Annotated in this window: 16 protein-coding genes; all 16 read right to left on the reverse strand. The window is 40.5% G+C overall.

The window, feature by feature from the left end; translation table 11 throughout:
* Positions 1–364 precede the first annotated feature (364 nt).
* The 16 genes from ABD009_RS03410 to ABD009_RS03485 all read right to left on the reverse strand — a co-directional run bounded on the left by ABD009_RS03410 (position 365) and on the right by ABD009_RS03485 (position 16,929).
* On the reverse strand, positions 365–1,927 hold the full coding sequence (locus ABD009_RS03410) for a flagellin (protein ID WP_343822693.1): 1,563 nt from the start codon (positions 1,925–1,927) through the stop codon (positions 365–367).
* A gap of 329 nt (positions 1,928–2,256) precedes the next feature.
* On the reverse strand, positions 2,257–3,774 hold the full coding sequence (gene flgL / locus ABD009_RS03415) for a flagellar hook-associated protein FlgL (protein WP_343822695.1): 1,518 nt from the start codon (positions 3,772–3,774) through the stop codon (positions 2,257–2,259).
* A 6-nt stretch (positions 3,775–3,780) separates the two neighbouring features.
* Complete coding sequence (gene flgK / locus ABD009_RS03420) at positions 3,781–5,802, reverse strand: flagellar hook-associated protein FlgK (RefSeq protein WP_343822697.1); 2,022 nt, start codon at positions 5,800–5,802, stop codon at positions 3,781–3,783.
* Between the two features lie 12 nt (positions 5,803–5,814).
* A complete protein-coding gene (flgJ, locus tag ABD009_RS03425; protein WP_343822699.1) occupies positions 5,815–6,858 on the reverse strand; it encodes a flagellar assembly peptidoglycan hydrolase FlgJ in 1,044 nt (347 codons plus the stop codon).
* A 287-nt stretch (positions 6,859–7,145) separates the two neighbouring features.
* On the reverse strand, positions 7,146–7,553 hold the full coding sequence (locus ABD009_RS03430; RefSeq protein WP_155695386.1) for a hypothetical protein: 408 nt from the start codon (positions 7,551–7,553) through the stop codon (positions 7,146–7,148).
* A 32-nt stretch (positions 7,554–7,585) separates the two neighbouring features.
* The gene (locus ABD009_RS03435) at positions 7,586–8,680 is read right to left on the reverse strand and encodes a flagellar basal body P-ring protein FlgI (RefSeq protein WP_155695387.1); all 1,095 of its coding nucleotides are present in this window, start codon (positions 8,678–8,680) and stop codon (positions 7,586–7,588) included.
* 9 nt (positions 8,681–8,689) lie between these two features.
* Entirely contained in the window at positions 8,690–9,415 is a 726-nt protein-coding gene (flgH, locus tag ABD009_RS03440) for a flagellar basal body L-ring protein FlgH (protein ID WP_343822703.1), read from the reverse strand.
* Between the two features lie 24 nt (positions 9,416–9,439).
* Positions 9,440–10,228, reverse strand: a complete 789-nt coding sequence (gene flgG / locus ABD009_RS03445) for a flagellar basal-body rod protein FlgG (protein WP_155695388.1) — start codon at positions 10,226–10,228, stop codon at positions 9,440–9,442.
* A gap of 24 nt (positions 10,229–10,252) precedes the next feature.
* Positions 10,253–11,020 (reverse strand): flagellar basal-body rod protein FlgF, encoded by a 768-nt coding sequence (gene flgF / locus ABD009_RS03450; RefSeq protein ID WP_155695389.1) that lies wholly within the window; start codon positions 11,018–11,020, stop codon positions 10,253–10,255.
* 202 nt (positions 11,021–11,222) lie between these two features.
* Positions 11,223–11,684 carry a DUF2802 domain-containing protein gene (locus ABD009_RS03455; RefSeq protein WP_343822705.1) on the reverse strand — a complete coding sequence of 154 codons (462 nt, stop codon included), beginning with the start codon at positions 11,682–11,684 and terminating at the stop codon, positions 11,223–11,225.
* Positions 11,685–11,705: 21 nt separating this feature from the next.
* Positions 11,706–12,200, reverse strand: coding sequence for a chemotaxis protein CheW (locus ABD009_RS03460; RefSeq protein ID WP_155695391.1), 495 nt, complete (start codon positions 12,198–12,200; stop codon positions 11,706–11,708).
* A 26-nt stretch (positions 12,201–12,226) separates the two neighbouring features.
* Positions 12,227–13,234 carry a chemotaxis protein CheW gene (locus ABD009_RS03465; protein WP_343822708.1) on the reverse strand — a complete coding sequence of 336 codons (1,008 nt, stop codon included), beginning with the start codon at positions 13,232–13,234 and terminating at the stop codon, positions 12,227–12,229.
* A 4-nt stretch (positions 13,235–13,238) separates the two neighbouring features.
* Positions 13,239–14,006 (reverse strand): ParA family protein, encoded by a 768-nt coding sequence (locus tag ABD009_RS03470; RefSeq protein ID WP_155695392.1) that lies wholly within the window; start codon positions 14,004–14,006, stop codon positions 13,239–13,241.
* Positions 14,007–14,014: 8 nt separating this feature from the next.
* The gene (locus tag ABD009_RS03475; RefSeq protein ID WP_155695393.1) at positions 14,015–14,992 is read right to left on the reverse strand and encodes an OmpA family protein; all 978 of its coding nucleotides are present in this window, start codon (positions 14,990–14,992) and stop codon (positions 14,015–14,017) included.
* Between the two features lie 10 nt (positions 14,993–15,002).
* Positions 15,003–15,752: a flagellar motor protein gene (locus ABD009_RS03480; protein ID WP_343822712.1), complete on the reverse strand. Its 750-nt coding sequence runs from the start codon at positions 15,750–15,752 to the stop codon at positions 15,003–15,005.
* The gene (locus ABD009_RS03485) at positions 15,745–16,929 is read right to left on the reverse strand and encodes a protein-glutamate methylesterase/protein-glutamine glutaminase (RefSeq protein ID WP_343822715.1); all 1,185 of its coding nucleotides are present in this window, start codon (positions 16,927–16,929) and stop codon (positions 15,745–15,747) included. The genes ABD009_RS03480 and ABD009_RS03485 overlap by 8 nt, the downstream gene beginning before the upstream one ends.
* Between the last annotated feature and the right edge of the window lie 9 nt (positions 16,930–16,938).

The raw sequence follows: 16,938 nt of genomic DNA on the forward strand, positions 1-16,938 counted from the left end.
ATATCAATATTGCTTTTTGTTTAAACAAGTATTCAAGTTCCATACCAAAAATTTAAAAGTCATATTATTACGCTTTAAATTTATCTATTTTATTGAATAGCCTCGTTAAACTACTTCGGAGGTGCGGTTTTATGGGGGATTAAGTCAGTTCGAAAGCCACGATTGGATAATCAGCAATTCAGTTATTTAAAGCGAATAATTGTTTGCGGCAATTTGATGCCATTATGTGGAATATTTTGAAAGGCAAAGAATTTCCGCCTGAAAATAGTTGGTTAGAACCAGATAAGCTCGAAAAAACTCGAAAAAAAAGCCCCTTTCGGGGCTATTAGAGAATGAGAAAACAATTTTTTTGTTACCTGTCGTGTTAATTCCCTAAAAGAGATAACGCCGCTTGAGGTAACTGGTTAGCCTGAGCCAATATTGACGTGCCAGCCTGCTGGAGGATCTGGTTACGTGTCAACTCAGCTGTTTCAGTTGCAAAGTCTGTATCTCTTATGCGCGCACGAGCACCCGAAGAGTTTTCTACGATGTTTGCTAAGTTAGATATAGTTGATTGCAGTCGGTTTTGAACCGCACCAAGTGTCGCTCTATTTCTATCAATTTTGCTTAACGCGCCGTCTATAATCGCAATCGCGTTCTGCGCACCAATTGACGTCGTGATGTCAACAGACTGAATATTTTCTTCACTCGCTTGTGCCGTTATAGTGTCAGCAAGCCCGGTTAAATCCGAGGCACCACCACCAGCAGTGTCTGAAGAAACACTAAATAAAACAGTACTATCAAGCTGTAATTGACCTTTTACCGTCACGTCATCTGCTGCGCCAGAGGTTGTTGTTACGGCAGCACCTATGTCACTTCCATCACCATAGTCACGACCTTGCATGTCAAAGGTTGCGTTACCTGTGCCACTGTCGGTAAAGTCTTGCACAACTATATTATTGCCATCTTCTGACGTTAATACAATTGAAGTTGTAGCTGCGTCGTATTTTGCACCAATACCAGAGACCGCTGAGTTTTCATTAACTTTATTTACTAGTGTCTGTAAGTCGTCCTCTAAAACACCGCTTGCTGTAAACGAAACAATAGACTGGCCTACTGTTGGATCAGTAGGATCACCATTTGCCAAAACAAAGCTAATTCCATCATTAGCGGCCATATTGGTAAAGTTTTCCATTCTAGCTACAGTTTTAGCGTCTGCTTTAACACCAGTCGTATTAAATACTGAGCTAATTTTAGCCGCCATGTCAGCTGCAGAGTCATTTTGGTTAATGGAAACCTGAGACGAATTAATACCACCAATAGTTAGTGTTTCACCATTAGCATCAGCAAGAGGGTGACCAATACCTGTGACTGCCGTACCAACGTTGGTTGCTGGCGAACCAGCTAAGTTTGTCCCGCCCATCTTGTAACGAGCACTACCCAAGTCATCAACCTGAGCTGAGTTAATTGAAATAGCAATCGTTTCATTTGCCTGAGAGCCAACTTGGAATTGCTGAACACCAAATGAGCCATCAATTAGTTTTTGGCCACCAAAGGTTGTGGTATTTGCAATTCGGTCTAATTCAGATTTAAGCTGAATAACTTCTTCTTGCAATGCTTTACGATCAACCGTTGAGTTGGTTGCGTTTGCAGACTGAATCGACAGATCTCGCATACGCTGTAATATGTTAGTTGATTCTTGCATCGCACCTTCAGCAGTTTGCGCCATTGAAATACCGTCATTGGCATTTCGCATAGCAACATTAAGGCCGTTAATTTGCGATGTTAATCGGTTTGAAATTTGTAAACCCGCGGCATCGTCGCGAGCACTGTTAATTCTTAAGCCCGACGCCAAACGATTCATAGATGTTTCTAAGCTGTTGGTCGAACCCATTAGGTTACGTTGTCCATTAATGGAAGCAACGTTAGTATTTACGAATAAAGCCATTGTTTTCTCCTGTGAACTTAACTAGGACATTGTCCTGCTGTTCTTTTCTCACAATGACTACTGCATTCTATATGCCAATTTTTCTACACCTATAAAAAACCAAACAAGAAATGAACATTTAGCCCTAAAAACAAAGGTTTAAAAACAAACCGCATACACATTGGGAAACGTACAAGGCTATTTAAACAGACATTTACGCCCATATAATGAAATTCAAAGGTGACAAAATTTTGATAAAAAAAAGCGGCAATTATAATAAATGATCATAATTGCCGCTTTTTTGACTGATTAGATCCGCCTAGGCGAATAATTTGAGTTCCAACTAATACCTATAAGTAATTAAACAAGGATAAGTTTTGGATTTTAGCAAAGGCTTGCTGCGAAGCTTGTAAACCAACTTTGTCACTTTCCAAGTTATTAATGGCTTCATAAATGTCTATTTCTTCTACTGATGCCAATGTACTTTTTGTTACTTCTTGGTATCGATACTGGGCAGTAATTTCTACTTCTATGGCGTTTAACCGTGCACCCATTTCAGAACGAGTATTGTCGATTGTTGTTAAGCCACCTTTTAACTCGGTTAGTAAACCACCCACAAGATCAACCCTCGCTTGGCTTTCTGGTCTATCTACATGGAATACATCACCAGCAGCTGGTGTGCCTGATATATCAAACTCAATTCCTAAAAAGGATACCTTATTATTTGTTAAATAATCTTCTGGACCAGCAACTAACGTCCCTTTACTGTCAAATACTTCAAAAGTGCCACCCGCTAATATATTGACGGTATAGTCATCAAAAACATGGCCTGATGATGGATCAACAATATTACCTATAGTAAGTTCAGCTGCCGAGCCATTTGCTGCATCTCGTGAAGCATTATAACTTGTGCTCACCATCGACATTGCATCAATCGCTTGTTGCAGCGTCCAAAGAATACTTGTATCTGGTGAACTATCAAATTGAAACGAATCACCTACAGCAGGAGCTGGATTAGTTTGAGTCTTAAACTCAATACCATTAAATTCGACACTGTCACCAGGCGCTATGTCTAGAAACGCTGATTTATTTGGCTCTATAGGGACAGCAACGCCGCCACTGTCTCGAACTTCAACTCGAATATTTCCGGCCGCCGCACCCGCTACAAAGTTAACGGTATATGGTGCTGGGTAAACGGGTGCTAATGTGCTTTCAAACTCCGCTTTTTTAGTTACAAACCCCATTGATATTTCACTATTTGATGGGTTTGCAGGATTTGGAGTTGGTACGAAGCTCGCCGTCGAAGAAGGGACATTGTCAATAAACATACTGCCTGGGTCATTAACTTCAACTTTAAAGCCTGCTGCGATCAACACGTCTCTTTGCCCATCATCGCCTTTGTAAATGTTATAACCAAAGTCATCTTTTTGATAAGGCTGAGTTGACGTTTGAAAACCTGAGAATATAAAATCACCATTCGCATTTGTGGTATTCGCTAAACCTTCAAACTGGTCTAAACGCTGTTGTAGTTCTTCAGCAATGGCGTTTAAACTGTTTTGATCCATCGTACCGTTGACCGATGTAAGCAACAGCTCTTCTGCACGGAAAATTATATCCGTCATACTTGCTACAGAGTTTTCACTTAACAAGTTAAATCGTTCAGCCGAGTTCTGAGCCGTTAAATATCGATCTGAAACGTCTAATTCTTTTCTCAAACGAATTGCCGTATTTGCTCCCGTCGGATCGTCGGAAGGGGTAATGATCTTTTTACCCGTGGAGAGCTCCATTTGTGATCGGTCTAACGCAGACTGTCTAGTCTGCATATTGGTAAGGCTTCTTTCAAAATAGTTACTGGTTGCGATTCTCATAATGACCTACCTTGCTGCCTGTAATAAGGTATCAAAAGTGTCTCGAGCAACAGTAATAATTCTTGCTGCGGCTGAGTATGCTTGTTGGTATTGAATTAGATTTGCAGCTTCTTCATCTAGGTTAACGCCCTGAATACCAGCTAAACGCTGCTCGGAACCTGCCAACAATGTTTCAAATGAAGCTGTAGATATTTCTCTACTCTTTGTTTCTACACCAATAGTGGTTACTAGGTCTGCATAACTTTCAGACAAGCTATTGGTGCCGTTATCTAGGTTACGTTGAGATTGAAAATTCAACATTTCCAACATATTGGTGTTATCGCCAGGACCAAATTTTTTGGTTTCATCAAAGCCTGGGTTATCAGCGTGAACGATATCAAATACTTCACTACCCGCTAAAACCCCTTTCAATTCAAAACGGAATCCAGCAACTGGATCGTCTATGATTTGATCGGCAGGGATTGCATTCGGTCCACTGATGACGGTACCGCCCGAGTCACGAACCACATAGTTAGCTGCACCAGCATCAATCTCAATAGAAATTGAGTTATCCGGTAACGGCGCAGGCAGTGGAGCTGCAGGCGCTGATGCGGCAGTGAGTTCGTATAAATTAAGTTCGATATTATTTGGGTTGTTGGTGGCTGAAATGTCTAACGCATTATCGGCTGCGGCCAGCTTTTCAGGGTCTTCTAACACTCGTTCTATTGCTCTAGAGCCAGTAAGTGTTGGCCTGATCATAAAGCTGTCGCCAGCTGTTAAGTTATTAGTATCAATAGCTAAAGCAATACCTGTACCTTCCACAGCAATAGCAGTACCACCTGCCATTGTGGCAATATCAGCCGGTGTGAATTGAGTTATGACGTTACCATCCATATCAGTCATTTCGATATTGGTTCCGTCATAATCTAAACGATAATCTTCGCCGGATAGTTCGTTAGTATTACGAATGTAAGTTTCAAATTTGGTTTCGCCTACATTGTATTGAGAGTTTAACGTTCGGCTTAATACTTCCTGAGGCTCATTTATGTCACTAAATAAATATTGACCCTGGTCGCCGTTTAAATCGCGACCCAATGTTTGTTGGCGATTAAAACTGTCAGCAAGTCCAATTGCTAACTTACCGAGTTCATTTAGTGTCGGTAAAATTAAATTATCACGAGCATCAAACAGCCCAGTTAGGGAGCCACCTGATAACTGGTCCGTAATATAAGTTTTATTTACTGTATCGGCTCGAGTAGCGACACCGATTTCAAGCTTGCTCGAATCAAATTCATTTCGCTCCACCGATAGCGGCAAAGCAAAAGAGTTTGTAACTAATGTAATCCCTTTGCCTATAGTGACATTAATTGTTCCGTCGTTACGTTTAATCGTGTCAACTTGAACCATTTCACTTAAGTTCTTAAGCAATAGGTCTCTTTTATCTAGTAAATCATTGGGTGGAAAACCACTACCACTCACCGCGTTTTCTACTTGAATTTTGCCATTAAGATTGGCAATTTCCGCAGCAATAGAGTTTATCTCTTCTATTGTTGTTGTTATTTCTTCGTTTACGGCACCAAGGTGCTGCCCTGAGATTTCTTCGTACAATGTATTAAAACGTTGCGCTACTGTTTCTGCTCTTGCAATTACTACGTTTCGGGCCGATATGATTGTTGGCTCTTCTGTTACACCATTGATGCCATCAAACATTTCCTCGAATGAGGTTGTAATGCCAGTCTCAGGATCCGCTAATAGGTTGTCCATACGTGACGCATTAACATATTTGGTATTGTTTGAATTGTATTGGCTAGCGTTAAAAATAACTTCCTGATAATTAAAATCATTAAACGTACGAGTGATACCTGCGAGTTGTGTACCGTTGCCTAAAAAAGTACTTCTAAAAGCCAAGCCAACCGTAGATTGAGTTTCAACTCTTTGACGACTGAAACCTTCAGTGTTGACGTTGGCAATATTGTGACCTGTCGTATCAAGCCCATGCTGAGCTGCTGATAAACCAGAAACACCTGTACCTAAAATTCCGCCAGCCATTATTTATTTCCTCTATTCGCCATCGCTTAATTCAGAAAATTTGCCAATCATTTCTTGAAAGTTATCGCTGTTTAATATGCCCAATATTTTATTTGCGTAATTTGGATCTGTGGCATAACCAGCGTCTTGTAGACCTTGCAAAAACTGTTCCGGATTGCTTGTTTGTTTTAATGCGGGCTCATATCTATCGTTGCTTTTTAGGAAGCTAACAAAGTCATTAAATGATTCATTCACATTGTTGTAGACACGGAATGGTTCAACTTTTTTGACCGCTATGCCGTTTTCAAATTCTAATGTCGATTGCGCAGTTTTTGTTCCGTCCCAATCTCTATGAGCTTTTACGTTAAATAGGTTAAAACTTGAGTTACCGTCTTTGTCTTTTAATACGTGTTTCCCCCAACCAGTCTCCAATGCCGACTGAGCAATCATGACCGCTGGGTTTAAACCAATTTTTGACGCATTTTGTTTTGCATAATCCCAAATGCTGTCAACAAACTCTTCTGGTGAATTAAAGCTAATTGAAGGCTGCTTGTTCACTTCGAGTGGTTTGTTTTGTTCATTTGACGTTGCGTTATAAGCTTTTTCAGCACCTGCAAACAGTCGATCTTTAATTTGTTGATCATCACCTGGTAAACTAAATGTTGAGGCTTGGTTTGGCGATGTTGGACTTTTAGATATATTTCCGACGAGTTCATCAAATCGATTATCATTTCGCAATACACCTGCATTAACGTATTTATCGTTCTCGCCACTAAGCTGGTTAACTATGATGTCTGCTAAACCAACACTGCCTTGTTCTGACATATCATTAGCTAACTGAGAGTCATACATGTCTCGAAAAAATTTAGTAGTGTTAGAGTGCATTGGGTTGCCCTCTTCGAATACTGCATTCGCTTGACGCATTGATTTAAGCATCATACCAATGAAAATGGACTCAAAATGTTGAGCAGCTTTATGAAGCGCTTCTTTATTGCCAGGATCCATTTTAGATTTGGACTTCAACTCTTGAAGACCAATCAGATCAAGCGCATTACTCGAGTTTCCAATATTATTCATTGTCGTTTTTTTGACACTTTTATGCGTCAACTCAGCTATTAAATTAATAATATTGAGTGTATTTCAAGTCTTGTGCCAAGAGCTTTAATACATGAATAAAAGAGTTATTGAGTTTTAGATGTGATGTTACTGATTGTTGGGAGGTTTGATTTGGACTAAATTGGCTTTTACTTGACTGACTTTTTCTAGGCTGGCTTTTACTAGATTGGCTTTTACTCGAGTGAGCAATTGCCCGATGAGCCGATGTACTGATTCGACTCATCATTGGGCGACTGGCATATGAACTCCTAGTGAATCATTGTGAAGAACTTAGATAATTCCTCTTTCAACTCACCAGTTATATCACCTACAAAACATACTTTTGCACCATTTGGAACACGTGCAAATACGGTTTCAATTTGCTCAGCAATATTTTTTTCAGTGTTAATAAAGTCAGCGAAATACTCAGCTTCTGGCATTTCTTTGATATTCGTTAACGCTTCAAATGCTGCTAATCCAACAGGCGTAAATTGAATCTCATTGTTTTCAATTACTCCACCTGATAAACAACAAAATATTTGCTTATCGCCAAACGCAACTTCATACACGTGGTATTGAAGATCATGCGCCTCGTTAATATCTAACATCTCCAGGATAGCCTGGTTTGTTTCTTTATTTGCAGTTACGTCACTTAGCAATACTTGTGAAAATGCCATCGTGTTATTCCTTCTATATATTAAATTAAAAGTTAAATCACAACCAATTGACCATCAATCGCTCCAGCTTGCTTTAATGCCTCTAATATAGCCATTAAATCGCCAGGCGCTGCGCCCACTTGGTTTATGGCGCGTACTAAATCATCAAGATTCGCACCAGGGTCAAAAACAAACGCTCGAGTATCATCTCTTGCGACATCTATTATTGTTTGATTTGTTACAACTGTTTGGCCATTGGCCAATGGATTAGGTTGATCAACTTGCTGATTCTCAGCGATGGTTACCGTTAGGCTACCGTGCGTAATTGCCGCAGGTTTTAAACGAACATCTTTACCTATAACGATAGTGCCAGTTCTAGAGTTGACAATAATTTTGGCACTTGTACTCGCTGGCTGAAACTCTAAGTTTTCAATTGCTGATAAGTAGGCAACACGTTGTGAAATATCTCTTGGCGCAATAACACGCACTGATACTGAATCCATTGGCTTTGCCGTGTTTGGACCTACTAGGTTGTTGATCGTATCTGCTAAACGTTTTGCCGACGTGAAATCTGGTTCATTTAAGTTGAAGGTAATATGGTCACCATTTCCAAAAGGCGTTGGTACTGAACGTTCAACTGTAGCGCCATTAGGAATTCGCCCAACGGTTGGTGTATTGATAACAACTTGAGAACCATCAAGACCTTCAACACCTAAACCACCTACTACAAGTGATCCTTGCGCTACGGCATAAATGTTACCGTCTGCACCTTTCAAAAATGTTTGAATAAGCGTGCCACCTCTAAGGCTGCCTGCACTACCTATTGAGGAAACGGTAATATCGATGTTCTGACCTGGCTTTGAAAACGCAGGCAATTCAGCATGGACTGCAACGGCCGCTACGTTTTTAATTTTTGGCTTTAAACTCGCTGGAAGTTGAATGCCAAAGTTGCCAAGCATTGCTTTAAAACTTTGCTCGGTAAATGTTGTTTGCTCTCCGGTACCCGGCAAACCAACTACTAAGCCATATCCAACCAATTGGTTTGAGCGAATGCCTTGTACAGTAGACACATCTTTAATACGAACAGCATTAACGCTTGAACTAAAAATGAGGCTAGTGCAGATTAAAACTGCTAATAAAATTTTCATATGTAACTCCTAAAATGGCCACATCGAACTCATGAAAAACTGAGATAACCAACCCGTTTCTTGAGCTTCTGCCAAAGAGCCTTTGCCGCTATAAGATATGCGAGCATTCGCCACGCGAGTAGATTCAACTGTGTTATCTGATGAAACATCTTCTGATCTAACAATACCGGTTAGTCTAATAAACTCTTGCCCAGTGTTTAGCGTTAACCACTTTTCACCTCTAATTATTAAATTACCGTTTGGTAAGACTCTCAAAACATGAACCGTAATTTGACCATTCAAGCTGTTACTTTGGTCCGACTTTGCATCACCTTTAAACGTACTATCTGACTCAATGCCCATTTCCAAGGTATTACCACCAATAGTCGGCGCTAATCCGTTTAGACCTACAAGTGGCGACAAACTAGCATCGGTCTCTTTTTTAGTTTCTGTTTTTGCCGTCTTTGAAGCCTGCGTATTTTCCATCAACATGACGGTGATAATGTCACCAACTCGTCTAGCTTTAGTGTCTGAATAAAGCCCATTTGACCAACCACTATGGTATAGGCTCCCTGTCGCAACTACTTCTTCAGAAGGTATTTCTGGCATGATGGGAGCAAAAAATGGATCTTCCTCCACCACATCGTGATTCACTGCACAACCACTTAACAAGCCAATACCACCAACAAGAGACAAAACTCTTAAAACATCCTTTGTAGATTGATTTATTTGATTTAGCGAATTCGATATGTTCATAATCTGACTCCAAACATCTACCAGTTATAATTGCTGCGTAATAAAGCTAAGCATCTGATCAACAGACGAAATTACTTTTGAGTTCATTTCATAAACACGCTGACTTTCAATCATGTTTACAAGTTCTTCAGTTACATTAACGTTAGACGTTTCAAGAGCGCCCTGAACAACAATTCCTAGACCATTGATTCCTGGGTTACCCTGAACAGGAGCTCCGCTTACACCAGTTTCTGTAAATAGGTTTTGACCAATTGGCTCTAAACCAGCCGGATTAATGAAGTCACTGATAGTGAGCTGTCCGATTGCAACGCCGGCTCCCTGCCCCGGAATTTGAACCGTTACTTCACCTTGCTGTGAAATGGTTATGGACTTCGCCTCTGCAGGCACGTTCATTTCAGGTTGCAGCGCAAAACCAGCACCTGAAGTAACAATCCGACCATTTTCGTCTAACGAAAATTGACCATTACGTGTATAGGCCAATGTTCCATCTGGACGTTGAATTTCAAAAAAGCCATCGCCTTGAATCATAAAATCTAGGCTATTGTCTGTTGTCGACATGTTACCTTGAGAGAAGTTCTTTTGCGTTGCTACAACTTTAGTACCTGCGCCTAACATTAAACCATTCGGTAATTCGGTATCCTGAGATGAACGACCACCTGGTTGATTAATGTTTTGGTATAACAAATCTTCAAATACCGCTCTGCTTTTTTTGAAGCCAACGGTACTGGCATTCGCTAGGTTATTCGAGATAACTGCGATATCTGTTTGTTGGGCATCTAAGCCGGTTTTACTTATCCAAAGTGCGGGATGCATAGCCGCCTCCTCAATTAATTCTAATTAAACAACTCGTAATAATGAATCTTCAGTTCTATCTATATCTTCTGCCGTCTTCATCATTTTCACCTGCATTTCATATTGACGTTGATGTGAAATCATCGACACCATTTCTTCTACAGGGTTAACATTACTCATTTCTAAGGCACCACTAACAATCCTGATATTTGGCGAGGCTTCGCAAAAACCGCAGAGCTCATTTGACAGAACGGCGTCTTTTGAACGAAATAAACCATCTAAACCTTTCGTTAAATCATTGTCATTTGGTGGTTCTATTACTTTTAATCGGTCAACAACTTCTAAGAAGTTTGCCGGAGCTCCTTGAGGGCGCACAGTAACGCTGCCATCAGGTCCTATCTCAACTTTTTCGACAGGCACAGGCAAAACTATGGGGCCGCCTTCACCTAAGATCGGTGTACCTTTAGCGGTCGTCAATAATCCGTCACGGGTGATTTGTAGATTACCTTCACGGGTATAGGCTTCTTCTCCGTTCTGATCTTGAACGGCTAGCCAACCTCGACCCGATATAGCAATATCTAAGTCTCTACCCGTAGTTGCTATGGGACCGTGATGCATCTTTGAACCCGGTCTTTCTTCCATAGCAAAAACTCGAGTAGGAAGACCGTCTCCAAAGGCTTGCATTGAACGTTGTTGTTCAAAGTCAGCACGAAAGCCTGCCGTTTTAGCATTGGCTAAATTGTTGGCGTTCATAGAAACACCAATCAGGTTTTGCTTTGCACCCGACATGGATACATATAGGAGCTTATCCATTTTTGCCTCCGTCAATTGCTCGACGATTAAAATTACTTAACCAATAAAAGCATTAATCGTGCCACTGATAAAAAGTTCTTTTATAACAGTAACTAAATGGAGATTTAGATATTGAGGGATCTTGATATTTGGAGCTTCGGACGTTTGGGGATTTAGAGATTTGTAGGTTGGGTAAAAGGTACTACTTTACTAAAACGAATCGTTAAGCAGTTTTTGTTTGTTTCTGCATCGCTATCAGTAATTCAGCTTCAGCGCGTGATATTTCACACTCTTGAATGACTTCTTCTAATTCCGCACCTAACTCAATCATCTTTTTAGCGCGAGTATAGAGTGGGTTAGGTTCGTGATTTTGCTCCAACATCAATATTTTGTTGCTCAGCTCTGTAATCACATCTAATTGTTGCTGTTGATTTGTTTGTAACTGAGAAATAAGTTGTTGTAGGTATTCTTTGTGTTGTTCGGACTTTGAATGCAGTAGCTGCGTGCTATCGAGCTTTTGTTTGATTTGCTTAAGAGACTCACCTTGCAAGCTAAAAACACTGTTTAATTGTTGAAATTCTTTTGTATGACTTGCGGATTGTTGACGATGGCGTGAAAAAAGAACCAGTATTGCAATTACACAACATACTAGTACCCCAGATAATACTCCTATCCACACCATCATTACTACTCTCTACTAAAACTGCTAGATGTCTGAGATTTCATCCCACTCTTCATCTGTCATTAACTTATTCAAGTCTACCAAGATAAGAAGCTCGCCACTGCGATTACTTACACCTTGGATAAACTTAGCACTTTCATCTGTACCTACATTTGGTGCGCTATCAATTTCTGATGTTTTTAGGTAAACAACTTCTGCAACGCTATCAACTAGAATACCGATTACTTGCTTGTCTGACTCAATAATAACAATTCTTGAATTATCACTTACTTCGCCATTAGACAAACCAAACCTAGCTCGGGTATCAATTACCGTTACAACGTTACCACGAAGATTTATGATGCCTAAAACGTATTCTGGGGCACCTGGTACAGGAGCTATTTCTGTATAGCGCAATACTTCTTGAACTTGCATTACGTTAATACCATAAGTTTCGTCTTCTAAACGAAATGTAACCCACTGCAACACTTCGTCGTTGCCATCTGTTAGTTTACTAACTGGGGCTCTTTCTTCACTCATGTGAGCAACTCCTAAATTGAATAACTTTATTCTTGACGTGCATTAATGCCTTTATTAAGCATGGCAACTAAATCATCGACATGCAATAAAGCACACATTTTTTCTTTTATCGTTCCTAGTAACCAAGGTCTTTTTCCTGGTTGAGAGCGCCATTTAACATCATCTGGCTTTATATACTCTGTTGTAACCAATTTTTCCGCGGCTAAACCCCAGTTACTTTCACCCAACATGATTAAATATTTATAATCAGGTTTGGTTTGAAGTGAGTCGTATTTTTCTGGCATTACCCATTTGGCCGACTCAACTACATTAATTTTTTTCTCGCGATTGACCATTACACCTAAAAACCAATCCGGCTTTCCAAACAAACTGGTCACATCTTCTAAGTTGTGAATACCACCTAACTCGTGCAACGGTACCGCTAATGATAGACCTGCCACCTCAAAAAATAGTGCTTGAAATGGCTCTTCAATTTTATCTATCGATTTTGTAGCAACAGTAGTTTCTAGTTTTTCTTCAGCTTCAACCTGAACGTTAGTTTCAACTTCAGCCTCGGTATACGTTTCTAAGTCTGTAACCGTTTCAGGAACCGTTGTTGTTTCAGTTGAGGTTTCAGTGACTGCGGAAACCTTTTCTTCAACTATTGGTTCTACTGCTACTGCTTGTTCTTCTTTTAACGCCAATGCTTCTGCGGCTTCTTGCTGCTGTATACTTACTGCTAGTAAAAGTTGTTCTAAAGAATTAACTTCTGGCTCAGGTTCTTTTACTGGCAAAGTCTTATCGGCAACAATTGCGCGTTCAATAGGTTTTAGTTTTAGTTTATTTTTCTCAGGCAAATCTTCAACATTACTAAAATCTTGTTTAATTTTAGCACTGTATTTAGATTCTGCGAGGCTATCTGCAGAGGAGTTTTGAACATTTTTTGATTGTTCGATCGTTTCTGACGATTCTTTATTATTATGCTCCAGATTTTCACTTTCATCAGTTAACAACTGATCTAAGTAATCCTTCATCACATTTTCACTGGCAAACATATACTCAGCTATTCTCTAATTGTTTTAATAGTTCTTGATAGGCGAAAACGCCGCGAGAATTTTTGTTGTAGATAGGTAATGGTGTCCGTTCCATACTTGCAGTCCTAAAATTAGTATCAATAGGGATAACTCCCTGCCAAACTTTATTAGCATACATATGATTAAGTTCTTTGTATGCAACTTTAGATGCTTTCGTTCTTTTGTCATACATGGTTGGAATAATACACACATCATACTCTTTCGACTGCGATGCTTGTATCAACTCCATTGTTCGATACATCCGTTCTAAGCCTTTTAAGGCCATACACTCTGTTTGTACCGGAATTAGTACCTTATTACAAGCCGCGAGGGCGTTTACCATCAACACACCTAAAATAGGAGGGCAATCAATTAAAATGTGATCGTAATGAGATGCAAACTTATCTAAAGCCTTTTTGATAATTAATCCCATGCCCGACTTTTTACTTAAAACGCCATCCAAAGTCGCCATGGCCATAGTCGCTGGTAAGATATCTAAATTTTCAACGGGGGATTGCCAAGTACACTTATCCCAATAAGATTGGTCCATACTCTCTGAACGAGTAAAAACGTCGTAGACACCGAACTCCAGCTGCTCTGAATCAAGACCAAAGTAGTAGGTCAATGACGCATGTGGATCGGTATCAATCATCAACACTTTTTTGCCTTGTTGAGCCAAAATAGCTCCTAAGGTAATTACTGTTGTTGTTTTACCCACTCCGCCCTTTTGGTTGGCAACCGTCCAAACTTTCATCCTACAACCTATTCATTTCCATCGTTATCTGATTTTTGCTCATTCTCCGCCTCTTGTCGAGTGGTGATTCTGATTCCACCCCCAGGAAGCTGAATTACACGCAATTCATTACCGTCTGCGGTCTCATTTGGAAACTTATCTGCGATATTTTGCTGCAGCTGTTCTTTGTTTGGTTCTTCAGGCCGCGGTTGTAAATAGGAATATTTAGAAAGCGCAATTACAACTCTTCTGTTTCTAGCACGCCCTTCTGCAGTTTCATTACTTGCAATAGGGTCATTTGGCCCGTTAGCCTTAATACTTAATCTGTCTTTCACTATGCCAAATTGCTCTAAAAGATTTGTTATGACTGCGGCTCGAGCTGCAGATAGCTCCCAGTTTGAAGAAAATATCTCATTGTTAATGGGCAGATCGTCAGTAAAGCCTCTAACCTCAACATAGTTGTTAACTTGAGCTAGCGAATTAGCCACTTCTTGAATTATAGGGAGTGCTTGTGGGTTCGCAGAAGCGCTACCCGATGCGAATAAAACACCACTTGATAATTCAATTGTTAACCAATCATCATTCACTTTAAGCTTTGCGTCACCCGTATCGGCAACGTCAATTAATGCGGTTTGTAAATCTTGTTTTAACGCTTGAAGTGGGTTGCCTAGCTTTTTATTCTCGGACTCATTTATCAACAAGTCTTGGTCAACAAGTTCAGGGCCTTTTTCAGGGTTTAAAGAATTACCATCAAAGACGTCTTGCTGGGCTATTTGATTTGTCAAAATGCCGTCACCAGCTGTGCCTTTTCCCTTGTCGCCTGTTATGTGAAATATTTGTCCTAAAGATTGGGAGAGTGTATCGAAAGACTTTTCTTTGACGATAGATAAAGCATAAAGCACAACAAATAATGCAAACATTAGTGTCATGTAATCTGCATACGAGACTAACCAACGATCAAGGTTGTCTTGCTGCCTCGCTCTTAAGCGCTTACTAATTCTGGCCATTTCCCCGTCCTCAAACTGCGACGCGTGAATAAGCTTCTAACTTGCGCTCAATACTATTAGGGTTTTCACCATTGGCAGCACACAAAAGCCCTTCCACAATCATTTCTCGATATAAAACTTCATTGTCGATTTGAGATTGCAATTTTTGAGCCACTGGAATGAAAAATAAATTTGCACCACCAACACCATATATAGTTGCGACAAATGCCGTTGCGATGCCATGTCCGAGTGCTGATGGGTCGTCGATATTTGCCATCGCTTGAATAAGACCAAGTACAGCACCTATGATTCCGATAGTTGGGCTATAACCGCCTAGTGCGTCGTATATTCTTGCTGAACGATACTGCCTATCACTATCTAGTTCTATATCTAACTCTAAAGACGTTCTAAGTACATCACTCTCTACACCATCTACCAGCAGTCCTAACCCTTTTCTAACAAAAGGGTCGTCATTTTCATTAATGCCATCTTCAAGTGCCAAAAAGCCTTTTTGACGAGATACATCTGCCCAGTGAGCAATCATATGCTGAGCATACTTAAAGTCCAGGGGCTTTTTATGCCAAACATTGCCAAACATTTTTAAACCTTGCACAAAATAAGTTGACGGTGTTTGTAACATTACCGCTCCAAACGACCCTCCTATGACAATTATGAATGCAGGAAAATGAAAAAGGGCCGATATTCCGCCCCCTTCAATTGCATAGCCACCTATTACCGCAACCAATGCTAAAACTACGCCTGATATTGCTAACCTATCCACCGGAAATCTCCTTTAAAATTGCAGAACCAATTTTGTCTAATGCAAAATTTTGCTCCGCAATTCCGGCTACGGTTACTGCTTGCGGCATGCCATAAACAACACTGGTTTCTTCATCTTGGGCCCAAATAGTTGCGCCTCGTTGCTTCAACATCCTGCAACCTTCGCGCCCATCTGCACCCATTCCAGTTAAAATTATGCCTAAAACCTCTCCACCATAGGTTTTTGCTGCGCTGCCGAAGGATAAATCCACGCTTGGTTTGTACGTCAGGCGTTCTGAATCATCGTCTCTGATTACAAGATTTGCCTTACCGGCACGTCCTTCTAACAACATTTGTTTGCCGCCCGGCGCCAAATAAGCATGGCCGGCCCTCAAAATGTCACCCGTTTTGGCTTCTGAGACTGAGATATTGCACTGTGAGTCTAAACGCGCAGCGAAGGCAGGAGTAAAAGCTGCTGGCATATGTTGCACAATAACAATTGGTAAAGGGAAATTAGCCGGTATTTTCGATAATACTGTTTGTAAAGCGACTGGCCCTCCCGTAGAAGTACCAATTGCCAACAATTTATATTCTTTGCCTGACGCCCGAAAAGACGTTCTACGAGTAGGTATACTTGAAACCGCTGGTGCTGGAGCAGTCTGCCTAGTTCTACTTTGAATTCTAGATAACGAAGATGCTGTTTCAGCTCTTTGTTCTGACGGGCTTTTTCGTAACGTTCTACTGGATTCAATTGTTGTGGCTCGAGGAACAGGGACTTCTCGAGGTGTTCTTCTCGCAGACTTCTTTTTACCAAGTTGTAAAACTCTGTCTTGGAGTAATTGAATACCCTCTGTTTTATTCTTAGCTATATCTTCAAATCGTTTTGGCAAAAAGTCTAATGCACCGGCTTCTAGAGCATTAAGTGTCGCTTTTGCACCATCGTGCGTTAATGAGGAGAACATTATAATTGGAGTTGGTGTAGACGCCATAATCTGAGCAACAGCAGTAATGCCATCCATTACTGGCATCTCTATATCCATTGTGACTACATCAGGCTTTAAAAGTGCGGTTTGGGAAATCGCATCCTTTCCGTTTGATGCATCTCCTATAACTTCCAGTTCCGTATGGGCGTTTAGAATTTCAGTTACTCGGCGTCTGAAAAACGCCGAGTCATCTACTACAAGAACTTTTATGGTCATTATTATTTT

The organism is Psychrosphaera haliotis, from assembly GCF_039523615.1.
Taxonomy (GTDB): Bacteria; Pseudomonadota; Gammaproteobacteria; order Enterobacterales; family Alteromonadaceae; genus Psychrosphaera; species Psychrosphaera haliotis.